This is a genomic window from Saccharothrix violaceirubra (genome assembly GCF_014203755.1).
Lineage (GTDB): Bacteria > Actinomycetota > Actinomycetes > Mycobacteriales > Pseudonocardiaceae > Actinosynnema > Actinosynnema violaceirubrum.
In genome coordinates, this window is the sequence record NZ_JACHJS010000001.1 from 6,526,624 (window position 1) to 6,546,614 (window position 19,991).

At 72.9% G+C, this 19,991-nt stretch carries 24 protein-coding genes; 11 read left to right on the plus strand and 13 right to left on the minus strand.

Going from position 1 to position 19,991, the window contains the following annotated elements:
- Positions 1–158: 158 nt before the first annotated feature.
- The gene (locus F4559_RS30120; RefSeq protein WP_184674485.1) at positions 159–569 is read right to left on the minus strand and encodes a hypothetical protein; all 411 of its coding nucleotides are present in this window, start codon (positions 567–569) and stop codon (positions 159–161) included.
- A 126-nt stretch (positions 570–695) separates the two neighbouring features.
- Between F4559_RS30120 and F4559_RS30125 the strand changes: the two genes are divergently transcribed.
- Positions 696–1,325: a superoxide dismutase gene (locus tag F4559_RS30125; protein WP_184674486.1), complete on the plus strand. Its 630-nt coding sequence runs from the start codon at positions 696–698 to the stop codon at positions 1,323–1,325.
- Positions 1,326–1,460: 135 nt separating this feature from the next.
- Here F4559_RS30125 and F4559_RS36625 read toward each other — a convergent pair whose 3' ends face one another.
- The 3 genes from F4559_RS36625 to F4559_RS30140 all read right to left on the minus strand — a co-directional run bounded on the left by F4559_RS36625 (position 1,461) and on the right by F4559_RS30140 (position 3,749).
- Entirely contained in the window at positions 1,461–1,946 is a 486-nt protein-coding gene (locus F4559_RS36625) for an ABC transporter permease (protein ID WP_312865895.1), read from the minus strand.
- 77 nt (positions 1,947–2,023) lie between these two features.
- A complete protein-coding gene (locus F4559_RS30135) occupies positions 2,024–3,313 on the minus strand; it encodes an MFS transporter (RefSeq protein ID WP_376774679.1) in 1,290 nt (429 codons plus the stop codon).
- A gap of 4 nt (positions 3,314–3,317) precedes the next feature.
- Entirely contained in the window at positions 3,318–3,749 is a 432-nt protein-coding gene (locus tag F4559_RS30140) for a MarR family winged helix-turn-helix transcriptional regulator (protein ID WP_184674487.1), read from the minus strand.
- Between the two features lie 67 nt (positions 3,750–3,816).
- Between F4559_RS30140 and F4559_RS30145 the strand changes: the two genes are divergently transcribed.
- The gene (locus F4559_RS30145) at positions 3,817–4,062 is read left to right on the plus strand and encodes a DUF2530 domain-containing protein (protein WP_184674488.1); all 246 of its coding nucleotides are present in this window, start codon (positions 3,817–3,819) and stop codon (positions 4,060–4,062) included.
- Here the strand turns inward: F4559_RS30145 and F4559_RS30150 are convergent.
- The 3 genes from F4559_RS30150 to F4559_RS36630 form a co-directional block, all read right to left on the minus strand.
- Complete coding sequence (locus F4559_RS30150; RefSeq protein ID WP_184674489.1) at positions 4,059–4,214, minus strand: hypothetical protein; 156 nt, start codon at positions 4,212–4,214, stop codon at positions 4,059–4,061. The two genes, F4559_RS30145 and F4559_RS30150, sit on opposite strands and share 4 nt — an antisense overlap.
- Positions 4,215–4,490: 276 nt before the next feature.
- Positions 4,491–7,313, minus strand: coding sequence for a sacsin N-terminal ATP-binding-like domain-containing protein (locus F4559_RS30155; protein WP_184674490.1), 2,823 nt, complete (start codon positions 7,311–7,313; stop codon positions 4,491–4,493).
- Positions 7,310–8,695, minus strand: a complete 1,386-nt coding sequence (locus F4559_RS36630) for a DUF3027 domain-containing protein (protein ID WP_312865896.1) — start codon at positions 8,693–8,695, stop codon at positions 7,310–7,312. The genes F4559_RS30155 and F4559_RS36630 overlap by 4 nt, the downstream gene beginning before the upstream one ends.
- A 57-nt stretch (positions 8,696–8,752) precedes the next feature.
- Between F4559_RS36630 and F4559_RS30165 the strand changes: the two genes are divergently transcribed.
- The 3 genes from F4559_RS30165 (at position 8,753) to F4559_RS30175 (ending at position 11,631) form a co-directional block, all read left to right on the plus strand.
- Positions 8,753–9,505 (plus strand): glutaminyl-peptide cyclotransferase, encoded by a 753-nt coding sequence (locus F4559_RS30165; RefSeq protein ID WP_184674491.1) that lies wholly within the window; start codon positions 8,753–8,755, stop codon positions 9,503–9,505.
- A gap of 79 nt (positions 9,506–9,584) precedes the next feature.
- Positions 9,585–11,141 (plus strand): MFS transporter, encoded by a 1,557-nt coding sequence (locus tag F4559_RS30170; protein ID WP_184674492.1) that lies wholly within the window; start codon positions 9,585–9,587, stop codon positions 11,139–11,141.
- A gap of 10 nt (positions 11,142–11,151) precedes the next feature.
- On the plus strand, positions 11,152–11,631 hold the full coding sequence (locus tag F4559_RS30175) for a DUF2771 family protein (protein ID WP_184674493.1): 480 nt from the start codon (positions 11,152–11,154) through the stop codon (positions 11,629–11,631).
- A gap of 1 nt (position 11,632) precedes the next feature.
- On the opposite strand, the gene F4559_RS36140 is transcribed toward F4559_RS30175, so the two are convergent.
- Positions 11,633–12,019 carry a cold-shock protein gene (locus F4559_RS36140; RefSeq protein WP_184676376.1) on the minus strand — a complete coding sequence of 129 codons (387 nt, stop codon included), beginning with the start codon at positions 12,017–12,019 and terminating at the stop codon, positions 11,633–11,635.
- Between the two features lie 125 nt (positions 12,020–12,144).
- Between F4559_RS36140 and F4559_RS30185 the strand changes: the two genes are divergently transcribed.
- The gene (locus F4559_RS30185; protein ID WP_184674494.1) at positions 12,145–12,333 is read left to right on the plus strand and encodes a hypothetical protein; all 189 of its coding nucleotides are present in this window, start codon (positions 12,145–12,147) and stop codon (positions 12,331–12,333) included.
- On the opposite strand, the gene F4559_RS30190 is transcribed toward F4559_RS30185, so the two are convergent.
- Positions 12,302–12,943 carry an HAD family hydrolase gene (locus F4559_RS30190; protein WP_184674495.1) on the minus strand — a complete coding sequence of 214 codons (642 nt, stop codon included), beginning with the start codon at positions 12,941–12,943 and terminating at the stop codon, positions 12,302–12,304. The two genes, F4559_RS30185 and F4559_RS30190, sit on opposite strands and share 32 nt — an antisense overlap.
- 66 nt (positions 12,944–13,009) lie before the next feature.
- Here F4559_RS30190 and F4559_RS30195 point away from each other — a divergent pair, with 66 nt between their 5' ends.
- The 3 genes from F4559_RS30195 to F4559_RS30205 all read left to right on the plus strand — a co-directional run bounded on the left by F4559_RS30195 (position 13,010) and on the right by F4559_RS30205 (position 15,240).
- Positions 13,010–13,549 carry a TetR/AcrR family transcriptional regulator gene (locus F4559_RS30195; RefSeq protein ID WP_184674496.1) on the plus strand — a complete coding sequence of 180 codons (540 nt, stop codon included), beginning with the start codon at positions 13,010–13,012 and terminating at the stop codon, positions 13,547–13,549.
- Positions 13,550–13,644: 95 nt separating this feature from the next.
- A complete protein-coding gene (locus F4559_RS30200) occupies positions 13,645–14,847 on the plus strand; it encodes an Nramp family divalent metal transporter (protein ID WP_184674497.1) in 1,203 nt (400 codons plus the stop codon).
- Positions 14,848–14,865: 18 nt separating this feature from the next.
- Positions 14,866–15,240, plus strand: a complete 375-nt coding sequence (locus F4559_RS30205; RefSeq protein WP_184674498.1) for a YccF domain-containing protein — start codon at positions 14,866–14,868, stop codon at positions 15,238–15,240.
- On the opposite strand, the gene F4559_RS30210 is transcribed toward F4559_RS30205, so the two are convergent.
- The 4 genes from F4559_RS30210 to F4559_RS30225 form a co-directional block, all read right to left on the minus strand.
- Positions 15,237–16,031: a metallophosphoesterase gene (locus F4559_RS30210; protein WP_184674499.1), complete on the minus strand. Its 795-nt coding sequence runs from the start codon at positions 16,029–16,031 to the stop codon at positions 15,237–15,239. The genes F4559_RS30205 and F4559_RS30210 overlap by 4 nt on opposite strands.
- 116 nt (positions 16,032–16,147) lie before the next feature.
- Entirely contained in the window at positions 16,148–16,867 is a 720-nt protein-coding gene (locus tag F4559_RS30215; protein ID WP_184674500.1) for a maleylpyruvate isomerase family mycothiol-dependent enzyme, read from the minus strand.
- 33 nt (positions 16,868–16,900) lie between these two features.
- Positions 16,901–17,683, minus strand: a complete 783-nt coding sequence (locus F4559_RS30220; RefSeq protein ID WP_184674501.1) for an HAD-IIA family hydrolase — start codon at positions 17,681–17,683, stop codon at positions 16,901–16,903.
- Positions 17,684–17,717: 34 nt separating this feature from the next.
- Complete coding sequence (locus F4559_RS30225) at positions 17,718–18,179, minus strand: MarR family winged helix-turn-helix transcriptional regulator (RefSeq protein WP_184674502.1); 462 nt, start codon at positions 18,177–18,179, stop codon at positions 17,718–17,720.
- A 117-nt stretch (positions 18,180–18,296) separates the two neighbouring features.
- Here F4559_RS30225 and moaA point away from each other — a divergent pair, with 117 nt between their 5' ends.
- Positions 18,297–19,355: a GTP 3',8-cyclase MoaA gene (moaA, locus tag F4559_RS30230; RefSeq protein WP_376774681.1), complete on the plus strand. Its 1,059-nt coding sequence runs from the start codon at positions 18,297–18,299 to the stop codon at positions 19,353–19,355.
- Between the two features lies 1 nt (position 19,356).
- A complete protein-coding gene (locus F4559_RS30235; RefSeq protein ID WP_184674503.1) occupies positions 19,357–19,626 on the plus strand; it encodes a MoaD/ThiS family protein in 270 nt (89 codons plus the stop codon).
- Positions 19,627–19,991 lie beyond the last annotated feature (365 nt).

A 19,991-nucleotide genomic window follows, 5' to 3' on the forward strand; every position in this document is an offset into this window, starting at 1 on the left:
GCCGTGTTCCGGGTGTGGCGTGTGGGAGTCGTGATCGGTTCGTTCTCCGGGGGTGCGGGCGGGGCGGCCCGATACCGCTGTCGTATCGGGGCGTTCCGCCCGTGCCTTCGGTGGGCGCACCGGCGCGGCTGGCGCGTACCCCACACCCGGAACACGGACTAACGGCGCCGGCCCGCCTTCAGCGGTGCGACGTCCGCCCCGTCGTGGGAGCTGCGGCATTCCTCGGGTGTCACGGCTTCCACGGCGAGGGTGAGCATGCCCTTGACGCCGGTGTAGATCGACTCGCCGGCCGAGGCGATCGACGTGTGCACGCGGTGCGAGTCGGAGAAGTCGCGCTCGTCCTTGGCGCGTTTCTTCCCGGCTTCCTCGGGCTTGGTGGCGCTGCGGAGGTTGACCTCCAGCCACGCGGCGACCTCGGTCGGCGTGGTCAGCACTTCCTCGGGCGTCCGTTCGAGGCGTTCCTGCCGGGGCGAGGCGTGGTCGAGGGACGTGTGCTCCACGTAGGCGTGCCAGTGGGTGTTGCGCAGCGACCACGTCTGCTCGACGGGCCACTCCTCCTCGTTGCCCATGGGCCCATCTTGCCAGGGTGATTATTCCCGGGTTTGTCCCGCTCCCCTGTGATCAGTGCCCCGGTGTCGTCCCGCGCTCGTTGCCACTAGGTTGCAACTAACAAATCTTTGCGACGAGGGGATGTCATGGGCCAGTACGTGCTGCCGGACCTCGACTACGACTACGGCGACCTCGAACCGGCGATCATCGGCGAGATCAACGAGCTGCACCACGGCAAGCACCACGCGGCGTACGTCAAGGGTGCGAACGACACGCTCGAGCAGATCGCCGAGGCGCGTGACAAGGACGCGTACGGGTCGATCGTCGGCCTGGAGACCACACTGGCGTTCCACCTGGCGGGACACGCCCTGCACCAGGTGTGGTGGAAGAACCTCAGCCCGAACGGCGGCGACAAGCCGGTCGGCGAGCTGGCGGCGGCCGTGGACGAGCACTTCGGCTCGTTCGACAAGCTGCGCGCGCAGCTCACGGCGGCGTCGGGCACGATCCAGGGCTCGGGCTGGGGCGTGCTGGCGTGGGAGCCGGTCGGGCAGCGGCTGATCACCCAGCAGCTCAAGGACCACCACTCCAACCTGTCGATCGCCACCACGCCGCTGCTGGTGTTCGACATCTGGGAGCACGCGTACTACCTGCAGTACCGCAACCTGAAGGCGGACTACATCGGTGCGTTGTGGAACGTCGTGGACTGGAACGACGTGAGCGCGCGCTTCGAGGCGGCGCGGGCCGGCAAGAACGGTCTGCAGCTCCCGCAGCAGTGACCACGGGCTCGGTGGTGGGTGCTCCGACAAGCTCCGGCCACTGACGACGAGGCCCCGCTCCCCGGCGGTACGACCGGGGGCGGGGCCTTGTCTGTTCCCGAACTGACTGCCGCTCCCACCACGAAGCGACGAGATTTAGGTTAGCCTAAGCTCTCCTGCTGGGGAAGACCTCCGGACGAGTCCACTCGCGACCAATTCGACCACGACGACGATCGCGACGCCCTCGACCACGAGCAGTGCCAAGAGCACCACCAGCTGCAACACCCCTGCCTGCCACACCGGGGAACCGCCGAGCGGCATGCCGACAAATGCACCCGGAAGCGTGACGAGCCCGACCGTCCGGGTCTGGTCCGACGCGGGCACCAGGGTGATACCGGCCATCGGCACCAGGCCCGACAGCACCAGCACCACCAGGGTCGGCAGCGTGCCCGCGAGGATCGCGACGCCCACCCACGCCCCGCGCCGGCCCGCCTTCGTGCGACCGGCCGAGGTCGCCGTCGCCACACCGGCCATGACCAGCAGGAACGCGGCCGTGAGTGGGAGCGACGCGAGCACGGCCGTGAGCACCGCCGACACGGCCGCGAGCTGGGCGGTCACCCGGACCGCGGCCCGGACCGGCACCCGTCAGACCACCCCACCGCACCACGACGGCGGCAGCGGCCACGAGCACCAGGCAGACGACGAGGACCCGGGTCCACTCAGTCGCGACGACCACGGTTCAACGTAGCCCGCAACGTGACACCGCCGCGCCGGGCCAGCACGACCGCGCCGACCACGGCCGACAGGATCGCGACGACCCCGCCGACGACCAGGGGCGCACGGGGCGTGAAGTGCTCGGCGAGCCAGCCCATCACCGGGCCGCCGAGCGGGTTTCCGCCCAGGAAGACGAGCATGTACAGGCCCATGACCCGGCCGCGCATGGCCGGCGCGACCGAGAGCTGCACGGTGGCGTTCGCGGTGGTCGTGAAGGTCATCATGGCGATGCCGACCGGGATCAGCACCGCGCCCGACAGCCACAGCGACGGCATCAGCCCGGCCGCGATCTCCAGCACGCCGAACGCCAGGGAGCCCAGGAAGAGCAGGCGCAGCCGGGGCCGGCCGCGGGCGCTGCGCCGGGCGGCGAGCGTGGCGCCCGCCAGCGTGCCGACCGCGAGCAGGGTGGACAGCAGGCCGTACGCGTCCGCGTCGCCGCCGAACGTGTTGCGGGCGAGCACGGCGAGCGTGACGTAGAAGTTCAGGCCGAACGTGCTGATGAAGAACACCAGGCAGAGCAGGATCACCAGGTCCGGGCGGCGGCGCACGTAGCGCAGGCCCTCGACGAGCTGGCCCTTCTCGCGCGGAACGGGTTCGCCGCGGTGGAGCTTCGCGGCGTCCATGCGGAGCAGGCCGACGATCACACCGACGAAGCTGAGCGCGTTGATCAGGAACACCCAGCCGGTGCCGACCGCGATGATCATCACCCCGGCCACGGCCGGGCCGACCATGCGGGCGAGGTTGAACGTCATCGAGTTCAGCGCGACGGCGTTGGTGAGCTGGTCGCGGCCGACCAGCTCCACCACGAACGACTGCCGCACCGGCGTCTCCACGGCCGCGACCGCGCCGAGCACCAGGCACAGCAGGTAGACCTGCCAGAGCTGGACCAGGCCCGTGACGTCGAGCAGGCCCAGGACCAGCGCGCACAGGCCGAGCCCGATCTCCAGGCCCACCAGCAGGCGGCGCTTGTCCATGCGGTCGGCGAGCACGCCCGCCCACAGCGAGAGGAAGAGCGTGGGCGTGAACTGGAGGGCTGCGGCGATGCCGAGCGCGACCGGCGAGCCGTCGGAGAGTTCCAGGACCAGCCAGTCCTGCGCGACGCGTTGCATCCACAGGCCGACGAGCGAGACGACCTGGCCGGACGCGTAGTAGCGGTAGTTGCGCACGCGCAGCGACCCGAACATGCCGGAACGCCGGGCCGTGTCGGCTTCTCCACCACCCGCGTACGCCGGCACCCGCCTACTGCCCCGCCATCCGGTCGATGATCCCGGCGGCGCGTGACAGCACCGCCCGTTCCTCGGGTGTCAGCTCGGCGAGGCGCTTGTCCAACCACGCCTCGCGGGCCGACACCTCTTCCTTGATGTACGCGCGGCCGGTGTCCGTCGTCTCGACGATGGCCTGCCGGCCGTCGGTCGGGTGCGGACGTCGGGTCGCGAAGCCGAACTCCTCCAGAGCCGCGATCACCCGGGTCATCGACGGGGGCTGGACGCCTTCCTTGGCGGCGAGTTCGCCGGGCGTGAGCGGGCCGCACTTGTGCAGGGTGGACAGCGCCGAGACCTGGGTGAGCGAGATCGTCGAGTTGATCCGCTGGGCACGGAGCCTTCGCGTGAGCCGGACGACCGCGAGCCGCAGCAGGCTCGCCAGTCCGGGTTCCGGGTCGCTCTCGGGCATATGGTTAGCATACCTCACGAATTGTCGCCGCGGATCGGCGGCTTCGCGCGGGAGGTAGCCTGCGAGCGTGGAGTCCGCACCCCCGCCGCCCGCCCTGCCCGCCCGCCTGGCCGACCCCGTGCCCGCCATCGTCGGCGGGACGGTGCTGTGGTTCGCGGCCTTCGTGGTGGTGCTGGTTTTCGCGCGCGACAACCAGATGCTGCTGTGGACGTGCCTGACCGGCGGCGTGCTCGGGATCATCGGGTACGGGATCTTCGCGTGGCAGCGGTCGGCCGCGCGGCGTGGTTCCCGCACCGCCCAGTCCGGTCTCTAGAACAGGGCCACCAGGACCAGGATCACCGCGACCACGACCAGGATCGGCAGCCACGGGATGTGCCCGGCCCGCCGGCGGTGGTGCGCGTCGACGGTCGTCGTGCGGAACCAGCTGCCGGGCAGCCGTCGACGGTGTCGCTGAACCCAGGGCATGACCACTCCATCCGGTAGGGGACCTCGAACCGGGGTTACCCACCAGGGTGCGGCCGGCACACATCCCGGTTGTCCGGGGGTGTGGTCGGGGTTCTTGCGTGCACGACTCGTGGTGTCCGAGCGTGCCGACCGCGGTGCCCCGACGCACGGCACGCAGGTCCGAACGCACAGTTCGGAGTGCCCGAGTGCACGACTCGTGGTGTCCGAACGCATAACTCGCGCGATCGGGGGGTCCGAGTGTGTGTTTCGGGGTGCCTGAGTGGAGGACCCGCGGGGTCAGCCCAGGAGGATGGTCGGGGTGGGGTCGGTGATCAGGGCGGCGAACGTGTGGCGGTCCGGCCAGCGCGACGTGGCCCAGGCCAGCGCCCGTGCCAGGCCCTCGGGGGTGTCGGCGGTGTGCAGGACGTCCTCGTCCAGCCACCACAGCACGTCGTGGGTGTCGCCCTCCGCCGAGACCTCCAGCCGGTCGTGGACGGTCACGGTGCCGGCGGGCAGGGCGACGCCGAGCAGGTCGCACGCCAGGCGCACGGCAGCCAACTCCGCCCACCCGACCTCCTCGCCGGTGGTCAGGACGGTGCCGGTCACCTCCTCTGACGCCAACGGCAGCGCGAGCAGCTCGGCCAGCGCCTCCGGATCGGTGTCGGCGGTCAGCACGGCCTCCGGGGGCAGCACGCCCAACAGCCACGGCCGGTCCATCACCACGACCTCGTCGGCCGGTTCCGCCGCGCCGGTCAGCACGCGGACGCGGTCCGGCGGTTCGACGCTGACCGCGTCGGCCACCTCGGCGAGCGCGGCGTGCACGCGCAGCACCAACGCATCGGACAGCGTGCGCGCGGGATCGCCCAGGCGGGCCAGCAGATCGGTGACGTCGTCCTCGTCCAGCACGGCCAACTCGGTGCGCACCCCGCACGCCGCCAGCACGTGCGGCGGCAGTCCGACCTCCGGGACCACGTCGTACAGGCCGGTCAGCGACTCGGCGTCGGCGGTGCGCCACTCGCGCGGGGGCGTGCCGGCGAACTGGGCGTACCTGGCCAGCCACCAGCCGGTGTAGCCGTCGGGTTCGACGACGGCACGCCAGGTCTCCGGCGACCCGGCCATCATCGCCAGGGCGGCGGGCCACTTGTCGTCGGCCACCAGGTCCAGGTCTCGGATGCCCAGCACGCGCGCGGGCGGCTCCTCGGCCGCGTCCCACCAGTAGCCCTCGTCGGCCAGGTCGTGGTCCGGTTCGGTCGGCGCGTCGTCGACCACGACCGTGAACCCGTCCAGCACGCCCACCCCGGTCAGGGTCGGGCGGTCCCAGGCGGCGGCGACGTCGGCGGACAGGACGCCCACCGGGGCGTCGTCCTCCAGGACCTCCAGCAGGGGCGAGTCCGGCAGCACGAGTTCGTCCGCGCGCCGCCACTCCCCCGCGGCGTCCGGCAGTGCCAGGGCACCCAGCCACGGCCGGCCACCGGCCCGGGACACCAGGCGCAGCACGGCGTCCAGGAGGTCCCGGCCCTCCAACGCGGGGTCGTCGAGGCTGTGCTCCACGGCCTCGCGGACCGCCGGCGAGTCGAGCAGCTCGGCCGGTCCGGCCTCGACCGCGCCCAGGCGCAACAGCAGCGGGTGCGCGGCGTCCGGGTGCGCGATGCGCAGGCCGGGCACCTCGAACGGGGTGTCGAGCAGGTAGACCTCGCGCGGACTGCCCACCAGGCGCCCGTCCGCGAGCGGCACGGGTAGCGAGCCGAGCGCCTCGCGGGCCGCCGAGTCCACGTCGGCCAGCGGTGCCAGGGCCGCGTACACGTCGTGCCACCACGTCGGGTCGCCGCCGACGCCGGTCAGCGCGGTCACCACGCCCGCGACCGACAGTCGCGGGACTTCCAGCGCCGCCAACGCCTTCGCGTACTTGGGCAGCGTCAGTTCGCCGTCGAGCAGGCCGGGGACCACGTCCTCGAGCAGGTCGACCAGGGCCTCGGACGCCGCGTCCAGCACGGTCGCGCCCACCGGGGAAGCCCAGTCGCCGGTCGCCATCGGCAGCCACGTCGCCCGGCGCAGCGCGGCCAGCACGCCGGCGCGCAGCAGCCCGTCCACTTCGGACAGCGGGAAACCGGGCAGCGGCACCAGGTCCATGCGGTCGATCGCGGGCAGACCCGTGACCAGGTCCGGGTACGCGGTACACGCCTGGTCGAGCACGTACGACGCGGCGGGGCCGACGAGCACCCGACGGCGGGACGGCTCGACCGGCAGCGTCGCGATCAGCCGCGCGGGCAGCGACAGCTTCTCGTCGGTCGGAGTAGGCGCGTGCAGCACGTCGCCGGCGAGGGGTGCGTCCAGCGGGTACGCCCAGCAGGCCGACCAGTGCGGCCGGGCCTCGACGCCCTGCACCAGGTCGGCGGGCAGCTCCCCGCCCACGCGGTGCACAAGCCAGCGGCGTTCGCCCTCGGGACCGGCCAGCACCACGACGCCGTCGACGGTCGTGCGTTCCCAAACGCGGTCGTCGACCTCGATCCGGCGCAGACCGGGCAACGCCAGCAGCAGGTCGGGCGCCTGACCGGCGAACTCGTCGAGCAGGCCGGCGGCGTCGAGCCCGAGCGGCAGCCGCACCTCGGTGTCGAAGCCGGCCGGGAGGTCCGCCTCGTCGGTCGGCCACACCAGCCGGAGGACGGGCACGTCGCCGCCGCGCGCGGAGGCCAGTTCCGGGACGGCCGCGCGGGTCCGGGACGCGGAGAACAGCACGCCGCCGGACGACGAGACGACGCGCGGGGCGTCGGTCACGGCCAGCACGGCGGCGAACCCGACGCCGAACCGCCCGACCGTGTCGCCCGACTTGGCGGACGCGCGCAGCGAGGCCAGGGCCTCGACGCCCGCGGCGGTCAGCGGGGCGCCGGTGTTCGCCGCGCGCAACTCGCCGTCCACAACGGACAGCCGGAGCACGCCGGGCCGGTCACCGGCCGCGTCGGCGGCGTTCTGGGCCAACTCGACCAGCAGTCGGTCGCGGTAGCCGCCGAGGCGCAGGTCCTCTTCGGCGTTGGCGTCCTCGCGGAACCTCGTGGGAGAGCCGCGCCAGGCGGCGAGCACCGAGTCACGCAGGGCCTCGGTGCCGAACGGGTCGCGGTTCACGACTCGGTGGACCCCGCGATCCCGTCACCCGGGGCCGGGGTGGGTGCCTGTGCCTGTGCCGACGGCGGAGTCTGCGGACCGGCGAAGACCTCACCACCCGGGACGGGGTCGGTGGCCGGATCACCCGCGGCCTCCGTACCGGAAGCGGACCGGACACCGGTGGTCGTGGTGTCGCCGGAGGCCCGGGCGCCAGTGGACCGGGCGGCGGAAGTCGGGTCGGCCGCCACGCGGACGGTCTCGCCGACGACGAGCACGCGATCCGAAGCCTGACCGGCCGACCCGACGACGGAGGCACTCGCGGTCGCAGGCACGTCGGCGGACCCGGTACCGACCTCGTCCGGAACGGTCGCGGTGTCGGCGGATCCGACGGCAGCCTCGTTCGCGGCGGTGTCGACGCCCGGACCCGGGGTCGCGGCGGTCCCGTTCGCGGCGGTGTCGACGCCCGGACCCGGGGTCGCGGCGGTCCCGTTCACGGCGGCGTGGGCGTCGGTGGCGTTCGTCGCGGCGGCCCGGATGTCAGCGGTCCCGTTCGCGGCCTGCGGGTGGGCGGTGGCCGTGTCGGCGACAGTGTCCGCGGCGGCCTCGGCGGCGCTCTCCGCGAGAGCGGCCTCCGTGGCGGCGGGCACCACGTTGACCTCGATGTCGAGCCGTGCGTCGTCGTAGACCAGGTCCGCGACCGGCACGATGGGACCGTTGTCCACGGCCACCTCGGAGTGCGCGCCGCAGCCGTACTCGGCGTGCACCACGTGACCGTCGGCGGGCGTGAACTCGTTGCCGCACACGCCGAACGCGGCACCGAGCGACCCCGCGACCCGGAGGTAGAAGCCGCACGTGCCGCAGTTCGCGGGCGCGCTGCGGGCCATGTCGCTGCGTGGACCGAAATCGCCGCCGTGCCAGCGGTGCCCGGCGTCCAGCACGCCCTCGCGGGACAGCACGCGGACGCGGCCCAGGCCGATCTCCAGCGCCGTCTCCTCGACCGCCGGGTCCTCCGACGCCACGTAGGCGGGCGCGAGGCGGGGGTCGTCGGCGCGGCTGGGCAGCAGGTCGCCGACACCGAGGTCGCCCGCGCGGACCCGTTCGTGCCACGGCACCCAGTCGGGCGCGACGAGCGCGTGCTCGCCGGGCAGCAGCACGACCTCGCTGACCGAGACCGGCGTGCCCTCACCGCCGTGCGCGACCGTCACGGCCCAGCGCCAACCCCGGTAGCCGGCGTGTTCGGCGCCGAAGAGGTGGGTGACCGAGGCGTCGTCCTCGGCGACCACGCCGACGTGTCCGCCGACCTGGTCCTGACCCGCTTCCTCCTGCGCGGCGGCACGGGCGAGCGCGACGGCCGCGGGGTCCGCGAGCACGGGCTGGGGCTGCTGGGTCGGCGTGGCGGTCACACGAGGGATTGTGCCGCACGGCCGTCGGTGCCCGCGCACACGTGCCACCCTTTCGGAGTGCGTTGGTTCCCGGCGGTGGTACTGGTCCTGCTCCTGGCCGCGTGCGCGGAAGACCCGCACGAACAGCCCCCGCCGGTGGCGGTGCTGGCGGCGATCCCGCACGACACGTCCGCGTTCACGCAGGGCCTGGAACTGGTCGACGGCGTGCTCTACGAGGGCACTGGCCTGGAGGGGGAGTCGACCGTGCGCCGCGTCGACCCGGCCACCGGCGAGGTGCGGCGCCGCGTCGACCTGCCCGCGCCGCTGTTCGGCGAGGGCATCACGGTCGTCGACGACCGGCTCTGGCAGATCACCTGGCAGGACGGCGTGGCGATCGAGCGCGACCGGTCGACGTTGGCAGAGGTGAGACGCGTCACGTACGAAGGCGAGGGCTGGGGGCTGTGCCGCGACGGCGACCGCCTGGTCATGAGCGACGGCAGCGCGCGGCTGACGTTCCGCGACCCGAGGACGTTCGCGGCGACGGGTTCGGTGTCGGTGGCCGAGGGCGGGCGGCCGGTCGCGCGGCTCAACGAACTGGAGTGCGTCCGCGGGCAGGTGTGGGCGAACGTCTGGCAGACCGACCGGATCGTGCGGATCGACCCGACGGACGGCCGGGTGACGGCGTCGTTCGACCTCGGGCCGGTGCGACCGGCGGACGTGCCCCGGTCGGACGTGCTCAACGGGATCGCGGCCGTGCCGGGCACCGACGAGTTCCTGGTCACCGGCAAGAACTGGCCGGTGATGCTGAGGGTGCGGTTCGGCGGGGTCTGACCGCCGGGAGCACCCCGACGGCACGGACGGCCGCCTCGGGCAGCCACCGCGGGCGCTTCCGGCGGCGTGGACGTCGGGAGTGGGCACGGCAGGACGGCCCCGACCTGCCGCCGCGAGCGGTTCCGGCATCCGGACGAGGGGGATTCTGGTCCATCCGGCCGTGAGGCAGGATCGGGGTGTGACACCGGACCAACCGCCGCGCCGGTACCCCTGGGAGGACGACGAGTACCGGCCGCGGGCGCGGTCGTACCCGGTCGTCCCGGCCGAGCAGGCGCCGCCGCCGCCACCGCCGGCCGCGCCGCCGCGCAAGATCACGGTCACGCGGGTCGCGGTGTGGCGGGTCCGGCAGCTCACGGGCCGGGCCTGGGCGGCGTTCCGGCGGGCGGCGCACGCCGACGGCGCGCAGCGGTCCGGCCAGTCCGCGTTGACCTACGCCGTCATGCTCAACTACGCGGCCGACGCCGCCATGGCCGTCGCACTCGCCAACACGCTGTTCTTCTCGGCCGCCACCGGCGAGAGCCAGGGCCGGGTCGCGCTCTACCTGCTGGTCACGGTCGCGCCGTTCGCGCTCGTCGCCCCGGTGATCGGCCCCGCGCTCGACCGGCTGCGGCAGGGCCGGCGGGCGGCGTTGGCCGCCTCGTGCGTGCTGCGGATCTTCCTGTCGATCGTGATGGCCGTGGACTTCGACGGGTGGGGTTTGTACCCGGCCGCGCTGGGATCGATGGTCCTGTCGAAGTCGTTCACGGTGCTCAAGGCCGCCATGACGCCGCGCGTGGTGCCGCCCGGCATCACGTTGGCCAAGGTCAACGCCCGGATGACGGTGTTCGGCCTCGCCGCCGGCGGCGTCTTCGGCGCGGTCGCGGCCGGGTGCGCGAAGGTGTTCGGTTCGCCCGGCGCGCTGTGGTTCACGGCGGTGTTGTGCCTGGCCAACGCGTGGCTCTGCCTGCGGATGCCGCCGTGGGTCGAGGTCGCGGACGGCGAGGTGCCCACCTCGTTGCGGGCCCGCACGAAACGGCCGCGGCAGGTGCTCGGCCGGACCGTCGTGGTCGCCCTGTGGGGCAACGGGTCGATCCGGATGCTGACCGGTTTCCTGATGCTGTTCTCGGCGTTCGTCGTCCGCGCGCAGACCGAGGGCGAACCGGTCCTCCAGGTGCTGCTGCTCGGCGTCATCGCCGGTGCGGCCGGGATCGGCAGTTTCCTGGGCAACGCCGTCGGCGCGCGGATCCACGTCGGCGCACCGGACCAGGTCGTGGTGTGGTGCGCGGGCGCCGCACTGGCGGCCGTGGTCGTGGCCGCGATCCTGCCCGGACTCGGCACCGCCGCGATCGTCGGCCTGGTCGGTGCCGCCGCGAGTTCGCTGGCCAAGATCAGCCTGGACGCCGTGGTGCAGGACGACCTGCCGGAGGAGTCGCGGGCCTCGGCGTTCGGCCGGTCCGAGACGGTGTTGCAGCTCGCCTGGGTGTTCGGCGGCGCGTTGGGCGTCCTGCTGCCCACCGAGTACTGGATCGGCTTCACCGTGCTGTCGGGGCTGCTGGCCGTCGGCCTCGCGCAGACGATCGCCACCCGGCGGGGCACGTCGCTGCTGCCCGGCCTCGGCGGCGACCGCCCGCTCCGGCCCACGCCGGCCGCACCGTAGGCTCGCACCCGTGCGCCGAGTGACGTTCCCGCTGCTGGCCCTGTCCGCGACCGTGCTCGCCGGGTGCGCCGCACCCGCGCACCCGACGGTGACGTTCTACGCCGACGGCCACGCCATCGAGGTCCCGCCGACGCAGTACTGCGACATCGCCTCCGAGAACTGCGCCGTCGACCCGCGGGCCGCCGGGGTGCTGCGCGTGCGGCCCGGCAAGCCGGTGCAGATCTCGGTGCCCGGCGAGATCGCGGACAGCGCGTGGGCGGTGAACTTCACCTACCGGAACGCGTCCGGCGTCCGGCAGGAACCGTTGCGCAGCAAGGTTTTCACCGCGGCCGACCCGCGGCACGCGTACACCCTGACGCTGCCCTCGGCCGGCGACCAGCTGGAAAGCGTGGAGATCCAGCAGTACGGCAAGCGGATCGAGAGCAGCGCCTTGGGCATCGAGTTCGTCGCGCGGGCGACGTGGGTGCTGTCGGTCGACGACCGGGGCTGACCTACGGGTCCAGCTCCCGGGCCACGGCGCGGACGACCTCGGCGATCAGCTTGACGTTCTTGCGGTCGGGGTAGCGCCCCCGGCGCAGTTCCGGCTGGACCTTCAGCTCCAGCAGCTTGATCATGTCGTCCACCAGGCCGTGCAGTTCCTCGGCGGGCCGACGGCGGGCCTCCACCACCGACGGCGCCGGGTCGATCAGGCGCACGGACAGCGCCTGCGGACCCCGCCGCCCTTCCGCCATGCCGAACTCGATCCGCTGACCGGCTTTGAGGGCCTCGACTCCCGGGGGCAGCGCGGACTTCCGGACGTACACGTCCTCGCCACCGTCCTGGGTGACGAACCCGAAGCCCTTCTCGGAGTCGTACCACTTGACCTTGCCGGTCGGCACTTCGCTCACCAATCCTCTGCGTCCACACGACGAACGCGCCCCAGGCGTGCCCGAGACGCGTCTCACCAGATTAGCCAAGTCACCTCCGCCGGGGCACCACCGATCGCGCGACTAGTCTCACCCGCATGACCACCTCGAAGGCCCTGCCGACGGCTGTCGCCCTGTTCACGCTGGGTGTGGCGGCCATCGTCGCGATGTTCGTCGCGGGTGCGGACGGGCTGCCCGCGTGGGTGTTCGCGGCGGGCTGGCTGCTCGCGCCGGCCGGGCTCGCCGTCGGCGTGTTCAGCGCGGTGCGCGGTTCCCGACGGCGCTGAGGCGGTCGGCGTTGGCGCGCAACCACTCCGGGAAGGCCGTGAGGTCGGCGAGCACGACGTCCGCGCCCTCGTCGGCGAGTTCCCGCGCCGTGCACGGCCCGCTCACCACGCCGACCGACACGGCGTCGGCGGCCTTGGCACCGCGCACGTCGCCCACGTGGTCGCCGACGTAGACCGCGGCGCCGAACGTGCGCAACGCCTCGCCCTTGCCCGTGGACCAGACCTCGCCGACCAGATGGTCGACCCGCCAGTCGAACGCGGCCAGGTGCAGCGCGGCGTTCACCCGGTACTTGCCGGTGACCACGACGGTGCGTGCGCCCAGTTCGCGCACGGCCGCGAGCGCGTCGGCGGCACCGGGCAGCGCGACCGTGGACGGGATCACGATCTCCGGGTAGAGCGCGCGGAACCGGGCGACCAGCGCGGGGATGTCGACCTCGGGCACGCCCTGGTCCCGGTAGACCAGGTCCAGCGGCGGGCCGAGGTTGGCGGCGAAGTGCGCGCCGTCGAGCGGGTACCCGGACTCGGCCGCCACGGCGTCCATGACGGCCGCCATGCCCGCTCTGGGGTCGATCAACGTCATGTCGAGGTCGAAGCCCACCGTCAGCGGCACACCGGTCACAGTAGAACCCCACCCGATGCGGTGGGGGGATTCCCATTCCGTGCCAAGCTTCCCCTCGTGACGGACCTCACCCGTTCGATGCTCGACGCCGCGGCCGGGTTGATCGCCGCGCACGGGGCACGTGGTCTGCGGATGGCGGACGTGGCCACCAAGGCGGGGGTGAGCCGGCAGACCGTCTACAACGAGTTCCGCAACAAGGGACGTCTCGTGCAGGCCGTGGCGCTGCACAAGACCGCCGAGTTCGTCGACGGGTTGCGCGAGCGGATGGCCGGGTGCGCCGACCCGGTGGACGGACTGCGCGCGGGGTTCGGGTTCGCGTTCGACCTGGCGGCGTCGGACCCGCTGGCCCGGTCGGTGCTCGGCGGCGCGCACGCCGAGGACATGCTGCCGATGCTGACCACGCGGGGGCGTCCGGTGCTCGACCTGGCGACGGCCGCCGTCGCCGCGCACGTCCGGGAGCACTGGCCGCTGCTCACGCCGGAGCGGACCGCGTTGGTCGCGGACACGGCCGTGCGGATCGCGATCAGCCACCTGCTGACGCCGGCCACGTGCGGCGTGGAGTCGGTGGTGGAGGTCACGGTGTCGTTGATCGGCTGACCGCCGCCGGTCCGACCCGTTCCTCGCGCAAGCCGCCGCCTATCCGGACCACTCCGGCCCGGCCATGTTGCCACTCTGTGGCAACATGGCCGGACGTGACCGTCCTGGAACGCGTCCGGACGGGCGCGATGCTGCTCGGTCCGGCCTTCGTCGCCGCGATCGCCTACGTCGACCCCGGCAACGTGGCGACCAACACCGCCGCCGGCGCCCGCTACGGCTACCTGCTGGTCTGGGTACTGGTCGGCGCCAACGTGATGGCGGGCCTCGTGCAGTACCTGTCCGCCAAGCTCGGCCTGGTGACCGGGCGGACGCTGCCCGAACTCGTCCGCGACCGGCTGCCCCGCCCGGCCCGCCTGGCGTACTGGGCGCAGGCCGAGGTCGTCGCCATGGCCACCGACCTGGCCGAGGTGCTGGGCGGCGCGATCGCGTTGCGGCTGCTGTTCGACCTGCCGCTGCTCGTCGGCGGGCTGATCACCGGTGTGGTGTCCACGGCTTTGCTGCTGGTGCAGGACAAACGCGGGCAACGACCATTCGAACGGGTGATCACGACCCTGCTCCTGGTGATCGCCGTCGGCTTCGCCGCCGGACTACTGGTGTCGCCGCCGGACGCGGGCGAGGCAGTCGCCGGCCTGGTGCCCCGCTTCGCCGACGCGGACAGCGTGCTGCTCGCCGCCGGGATGCTCGGCGCGACCGTCATGCCGCACGCCGTGTACCTGCACTCGGCACTGGTGCGCGACCGCCACGGTCGGGCGCCGCACCTGCTCGGATCCACCCGGGTGGACGTCGTGGTGGCCATGGTGCTGGCGGGCGCGGTGAACCTGGCCATGGTGCTGCTCGCCGCGTCGGCGTTGCGCGGACGCCCGGACGTGGACGGCCTCGACGGCGTGCACGCGGCGATCGGCGCGGAACTCGGCGGCGGGATCGCGATCCTGTTCGCCGTCGGCCTGCTGGCCTCCGGCTTCGCCTCCACCGCCGTCGGCTGCTACTCGGGCGCGGTCGTGCTGGACGGGTTGCTGCGGGTGCGCGTGCCCCTGTCGACACGTCGGCTGATCACGCTGGTGCCCGCGCTCGTCGTGCTCGCGTCCGGCGTGGACCCGACTTGGGCGTTGGTGTTGTCGCAGGTGGTGCTGTCGTTCGGCATCCCGTTCGCGCTGGTGCCGCTGGTGTTGTTGACCTCACGGCGATCCGTGGTCGGCGAGTGGGTCAACCACCGCGTGGTGACCGCGGCGGCCTGGGTGGTCGCGGCGGCGGTGATCACGCTCAACGGCGCGCTGGTGTGGCTGACCGTCGCCGGGTGATCGGGCAGGATGGACCGCGTGAGGTTCATCCTGAACGTCCTGTGGTTGGTGCTCAGCGGCTTCTGGCTGGCCGTCGGGTACGTGCTGACCGGGCTGCTGTGCTTCGTGCTGATCGTGACGATCCCGTGGGGCCGGGCCGCGTTCCGGATCGCGAACTACGCCCTGTGGCCGTTCGGCCGGACCGTCGTCGACCGGCCGGGCGCCGGGGCGCCGTCGGTGGTGGGCAACGTGATCTGGCTGCTGGTGGCCGGGATCTGGCTGGCGCTGGGCCACCTGGTCACGGGTGCGCTGCTGTGCCTGACGATCATCGGCATCCCGCTGGGCGTGGCCAACTTCAAGATGGTGCCGCTGTCGCTGATGCCGCTGGGCAAGCAGATCGTCGACCTGCCCTAGTCCTGTTCGTCGAGCCGGACCACGAGGCACGGCCCGCCGCTGTAGAGACCCGCGTCGATGGCCAGGACCTTGCCGTCGGCGTAGCGCAGCGGGCCGTCGATGCGGTCCGGCGTGACGCCCAACTGGTCGGCGATGACGCTGTGCCCGTGCACGACCTCGAAGCCGCCCAGGGACGCGAGCACCTCGGCGGCGGTGTCGGCGCCGTCGGGGCCGCGGAAGGCGTACCGGGTCGTCATCTTGCGCCAGCACTCCCACCAGTGTTCGAGGTCGTCGCCGGTGAGCACGGCGCGCACGGCCTTGTTCACCGCGTCGATCGTCCCGCCCCACTCCAGGTAGGCGAGGGTGTCGGAGTGCATGAGCAGGTGGCCGTCCACGAGCTTGAGCACGTCGCGGCTGGTCAGCCAGTCGATGTGCGCCGGGGTGAGCCGGTCCTGGTCGCTGCGCAGACCGCCGTTGAGCAGCCAGCTGCGGGCGAAGCTGCGCGGCGTGGGCGCGTTGGGCACGTTCTCGTCGCCGAAGCGGTGCATGCCCAGCAGCAGGACCTCGTGGTTGCCGACGAGCGCGTCGACGTGCCCGCCCGCCTCGGCGGCCTGCGCGGACAGGCGCATGACGAACTCGATCACGCCGATGCCGTCCGGGCCGCGGTCGACGAAGTCGCCGAGGAACCACAGCTCGGCATCGCCGCCCGTCCACGAGCCCTCGGGGTCGACGAGGGCCGAGGCGTGCAGGGCGCGGGTCAGCTCGGCGAGGTGCCCATGCACGTCGCCGACCACGAAGAGCGGTCGTTCCACACTTCGACGATAGGCGACCGGGAGCGTCGGCGCGTAGATCGCCACCACCCCCGTCACCGTGGGTGAGAGCGCGACCACGAACGCGGATCAGGACGTCGCAGACCCGCGCGGGTGGTTCACGTGAGGTCCGGCCACGCCACGAACCCGGCGGCCGGCCCCGTCGGGTCGACCCGGTCGAGTGGCAGCCGGCGCCACAGCACCAGGTACAGCTCCTCGGCCGTGCCGGTCAGCGTGGCCAGGCCGGGCGCGTTCCCGGTCACCAGGCGCGGCCGGGCCGTGCCGTCGGTCGCGACCAGCCACTCGTCGTCGGTGTCGGTGGCGCGCAGCCGGACGGTCAGCGGGCCGTGCGGCCAGTCCGGGCCGGTCAGGAAGCGGCGGAGGAACTCGGTGACGCCGTCCGCCGCGAGGTCCGCGGGCACCGACCGTGCCGCGCCGACCGCCTGCCACGCGTCCCAGCAGTGCACGACGACCTCGTGCGCCTGTCGTTCCGCGACGGCCGCGGCCGTGTCCCGGCCCTCCTCGGTCCACCACACGGGGACCTTGACGTAGGCCGGGCAGTCCCGTTGCGCGGCCAGGTAGCGCGCGTGGGCCTCGCGCCACCCGGCGAGCCGGTCGGGGCCGGTTTCGGCGGCCCGACGCAGGTCCTCCGGGTCCGGGGGCTCGCCCCGGGCGTCCAGCACGACCGCCCACCTGCCCTGGACGGCGGCCAGGTGGGCGGCCAGGTCCTCGACCGTCCACCCCGGACAGGCGGGTACGGGCACGCCCGGGTTCCCGGTCGCCGCCTCGGTGAACGCGGCGCCGTACCTCTCCACTGCCTCGACGTGGTTGGGGCCCATGTCGTTCGACGGTAGCGAGGACGGCCGGAGATCTCAGGCCGGGAACGGCTCGGAAGAGTGGCCGACGAGGTCCGCGATCGAGTCGATCACGCGCGTGGGCCGGTACGGGTAGCGCTCGGCGGTCGACCGGTCGGAGATGCCGCTGAGCACGAGGATCGTGCGCAGACCGGCCTCCAGGCCGCTGCGCACGTCGGTGTCCATCCGGTCGCCGATCATCAGCGTGTTCTCGGAGTGCGCGCCCAACGCCCGCAGTGCGGACCGCATCATCAGCGGGTTGGGCTTGCCGACGTAATACGGCTCGCGGCCGGTGGCACGTTCGATCAGCGCGGCGACGGACCCGGTCGCGGGCAGCGAGCCCTCGCGGGACGGCCCGGTCGCGTCCGGGTTCGTGGCGATGAACTTCGCGCCCTCCTCGACCAGGCGGATGGCACGCGTGATGGCCGTGAAGCTGTAGGTGCGGGTCTCGCCGAGCACGACGTAGTCCGGGTCGCGGTCGGTGAGCACGTAGCCGACCTCGTGCAGCGCGGTGGTCAGCCCGGCCTCACCGATGACGAACGCCGAGCCGCCCGGCCGCTGGGCGGCCAGGAACCGGGCCGTGGCCAGGGCGGACGTCCAGATCGCGGTCTCCGGCACCTCCAGGCCGGTGCGGGCGAGCCGGGCGCGCAGATCGCGGGGTGTGTAGATCGAGTTGTTGGTGAGCAGCAGGAACGGGGTGCCCGCCGCGGTCAGCTCGGCGACGAACTCGCCCGCGCCCGGCACCGGGTGCTCCTCGTGCACGAGCACGCCGTCCATGTCCATGAGATAGGTCCAGACCATGGGCACATACTCCGGGTCGGGCGTGCTCTCGGCGTCAAGCGTCGACGACCCGCCGCCGGAAGGTCTCGATCATCGCCCGGTTGTACCGCTCCAGCACCTCGCGCTCCTCGGGGGTGAACTGGGCGAGCACCTCCCGGACCGTGTCCGTCGCCCCCACGAACAGGTGGTGGAAGCGGCTCTCGTCCAACGTGACCTCGACGAGCACCTTGCGCCGGTCGTGCGGGTCGCGCACCCGCCGCACGTAACCCGCGCGCTCCAACCGGTCGATCACGCCGGTCACCGCGCCGGTCGACAGCCCCGACAGCTCCGCGATCCGACCGGCCGTGATCGGCCCCTCCGCGCGCATCGCCAGGTCAAGGCACTTCTCGTCCGTCGGCGACAGTCCCATCTGCTCGGCGACCCGACTGTGGAACAGGATGGTGAGCGTGCTGCTCTCCCGCGCGTAAGCGCCGAACCGTGCCAACACCTCGGCGGGGACGTCGTGCTCGCTCGTCATGTCAAGCAATTTAGCCGGAAAGAGACTTCGGCCGGCACCGTCCTCTTCGTCTTCGGGACGGTGCCGTTCCGCACTTGCCGAACCACCCGCCGGCGTGCGCCGATTACCCTGGTATGGGTGACAGCAGTCGATCTGGGTGTACCGGTTGTGCGCGCCGCGACCGACCTGTCCGGCCGACCCGACACCCCCGCGCTCGTCGACCGGTTCGGTCGCCACGCCACCGACCTCAGGGTGTCCCTGACCGACCGGTGCAACCTGCGCTGCACGTACTGCATGCCCGCCGAGGGGCTGGACTGGCTGCCCAAGCCCGACCTGCTCACCGACGACGAACTCGTGCGGCTGATCCGGATCGCGGTGACCGACCTCGGCGTGACCGACGTGCGCTTCACCGGCGGCGAGCCGCTGCTGCGCCCCCGGCTGGAGGACGTGATCGCCGCGGTGGCCGCGCTGACGCCGCGCCCGCGCCTCTCGTTGACCACCAACGGCGTGACGCTCGCCCGACGTGCCGCCGGCCTCGTGGCCGCCGGGCTCGACCGCGTGAACGTCTCGCTGGACACGCTCGACCCCGCGCGGTTCCGGGACCTGACCCGGCGCGACCGGCTCGACGACGTGCTCGCCGGGCTCGCCGCCGCGCACGCGGCCGGGCTCGCGCCGGTCAAGGTCAACTCCGTGCTGATGCGCGGCGTGAACGAGGACGAGGCGGTCCCGCTGCTGCGGTTCTGCCTGGACAACGGCTACCACCTGCGGTTCATCGAGCAGATGCCGCTGGACCCGCAGCACGGGTGGGACCGGGGCGAGATGGTGACCGCCGGGGAGATCCTGGCCGCGCTGGGCACCGCGTTCTCGTTGACGGCGCACCCCCAGGAGCGCGGTGCCGCGCCGGCCGAGCGGTGGCTGGTCGACGGCGGGCCCGCGACCGTGGGCGTGATCGCGTCCGTGACCAGGCCGTTCTGCGCGTCCTGCGACCGGACCCGGCTCACCGCCGACGGGCAGGTGCGCAACTGCCTGTTCGGGCGGACGGAGACCGACCTGCGGGCCGCGCTGCGCGGCGGCGCGTCGGACGCGGAGCTGGCCGGGCTGTGGCGCGGCGACGCGTGGGCCAAGGCCGCCGGGCACGGCATCGACGACCCGGGGTTCCACCAACCGGACCGGCCCATGAGTGCCATCGGAGGTTGAGATGTCCGACCAAGCGGCGGTGACGGTGACCGTCCGGTACTTCGCCGGGGCACGGGCGGCGGCGGGTGTCGCGGACGAACCGGTCGTGCTGTCGGGTCGCCCGACAGTGGCGGATGTCGTGGCCGCGGTGCGCCGCCGGCACGACCCCGCGCTGGGCCGCGTCCTGGACGCGTCGAGCTTTCTGCTCGATGGGATGGCGGTGCGCGATCGGACCGTCGTCGTGCCCGCCGGCGCCCTCGTGGACGTGCTACCGCCCTTCGCCGGCGGCTGACGCCCTAGGGGGTGAAAGAGGTGATCCAGACCTCACTTTCCGTAATTTATTTCGATCGATCTCGGAACGGAAACGGGACGATAACGAGCCTTTGAGCTGGCTAAACACGCGGGTCGAATCCGTACCCGTTGGTGTTACAGTGACGCGCATCACACCCGCTTCCGTTTGGCGCGCACTCCCCGGTTACGTACCGTCGCTCATCGGTCGGCCCCGAACCGACCACGAGCACGACCCGGGACGCCGAACGCCGTGCCTGTCCACCGGCCCCCGGGACACGACCCCGAGCGAGAGAACTCCACCGGACAGGACGCGAGCGGTGCTTCCCGGTCACCGAGGACCGGTCCGACGACGCAGGCGTGGTGGGC

Excerpts from the sequence above, each read along its gene's own strand:
- F4559_RS30185 (WP_184674494.1), top strand. The coding sequence starts at position 12,145 with ATGACCACCTCGAAGGCCCTGCCGACGGCTGTCGCCCTGTTCACGCTG.
- F4559_RS30120 (WP_184674485.1), bottom strand. The coding sequence starts at position 569 with ATGGGCAACGAGGAGGAGTGGCCCGTCGAGCAGACGTGGTCGCTGCGC.
- F4559_RS30150 (WP_184674489.1), bottom strand. The coding sequence starts at position 4,214 with ATGCCCTGGGTTCAGCGACACCGTCGACGGCTGCCCGGCAGCTGGTTC.
- F4559_RS30140 (WP_184674487.1), bottom strand. The coding sequence starts at position 3,749 with ATGCCCGAGAGCGACCCGGAACCCGGACTGGCGAGCCTGCTGCGGCTC.
- F4559_RS30215 (WP_184674500.1), bottom strand. The coding sequence starts at position 16,867 with ATGGGCCCCAACCACGTCGAGGCAGTGGAGAGGTACGGCGCCGCGTTC.
- F4559_RS30125 (WP_184674486.1), top strand. The coding sequence starts at position 696 with ATGGGCCAGTACGTGCTGCCGGACCTCGACTACGACTACGGCGACCTC.
- F4559_RS30235 (WP_184674503.1), top strand. The coding sequence starts at position 19,357 with ATGTCCGACCAAGCGGCGGTGACGGTGACCGTCCGGTACTTCGCCGGG.
- F4559_RS30220 (WP_184674501.1), bottom strand. The coding sequence starts at position 17,683 with ATGGTCTGGACCTATCTCATGGACATGGACGGCGTGCTCGTGCACGAG.
- F4559_RS30225 (WP_184674502.1), bottom strand. The coding sequence starts at position 18,179 with ATGACGAGCGAGCACGACGTCCCCGCCGAGGTGTTGGCACGGTTCGGC.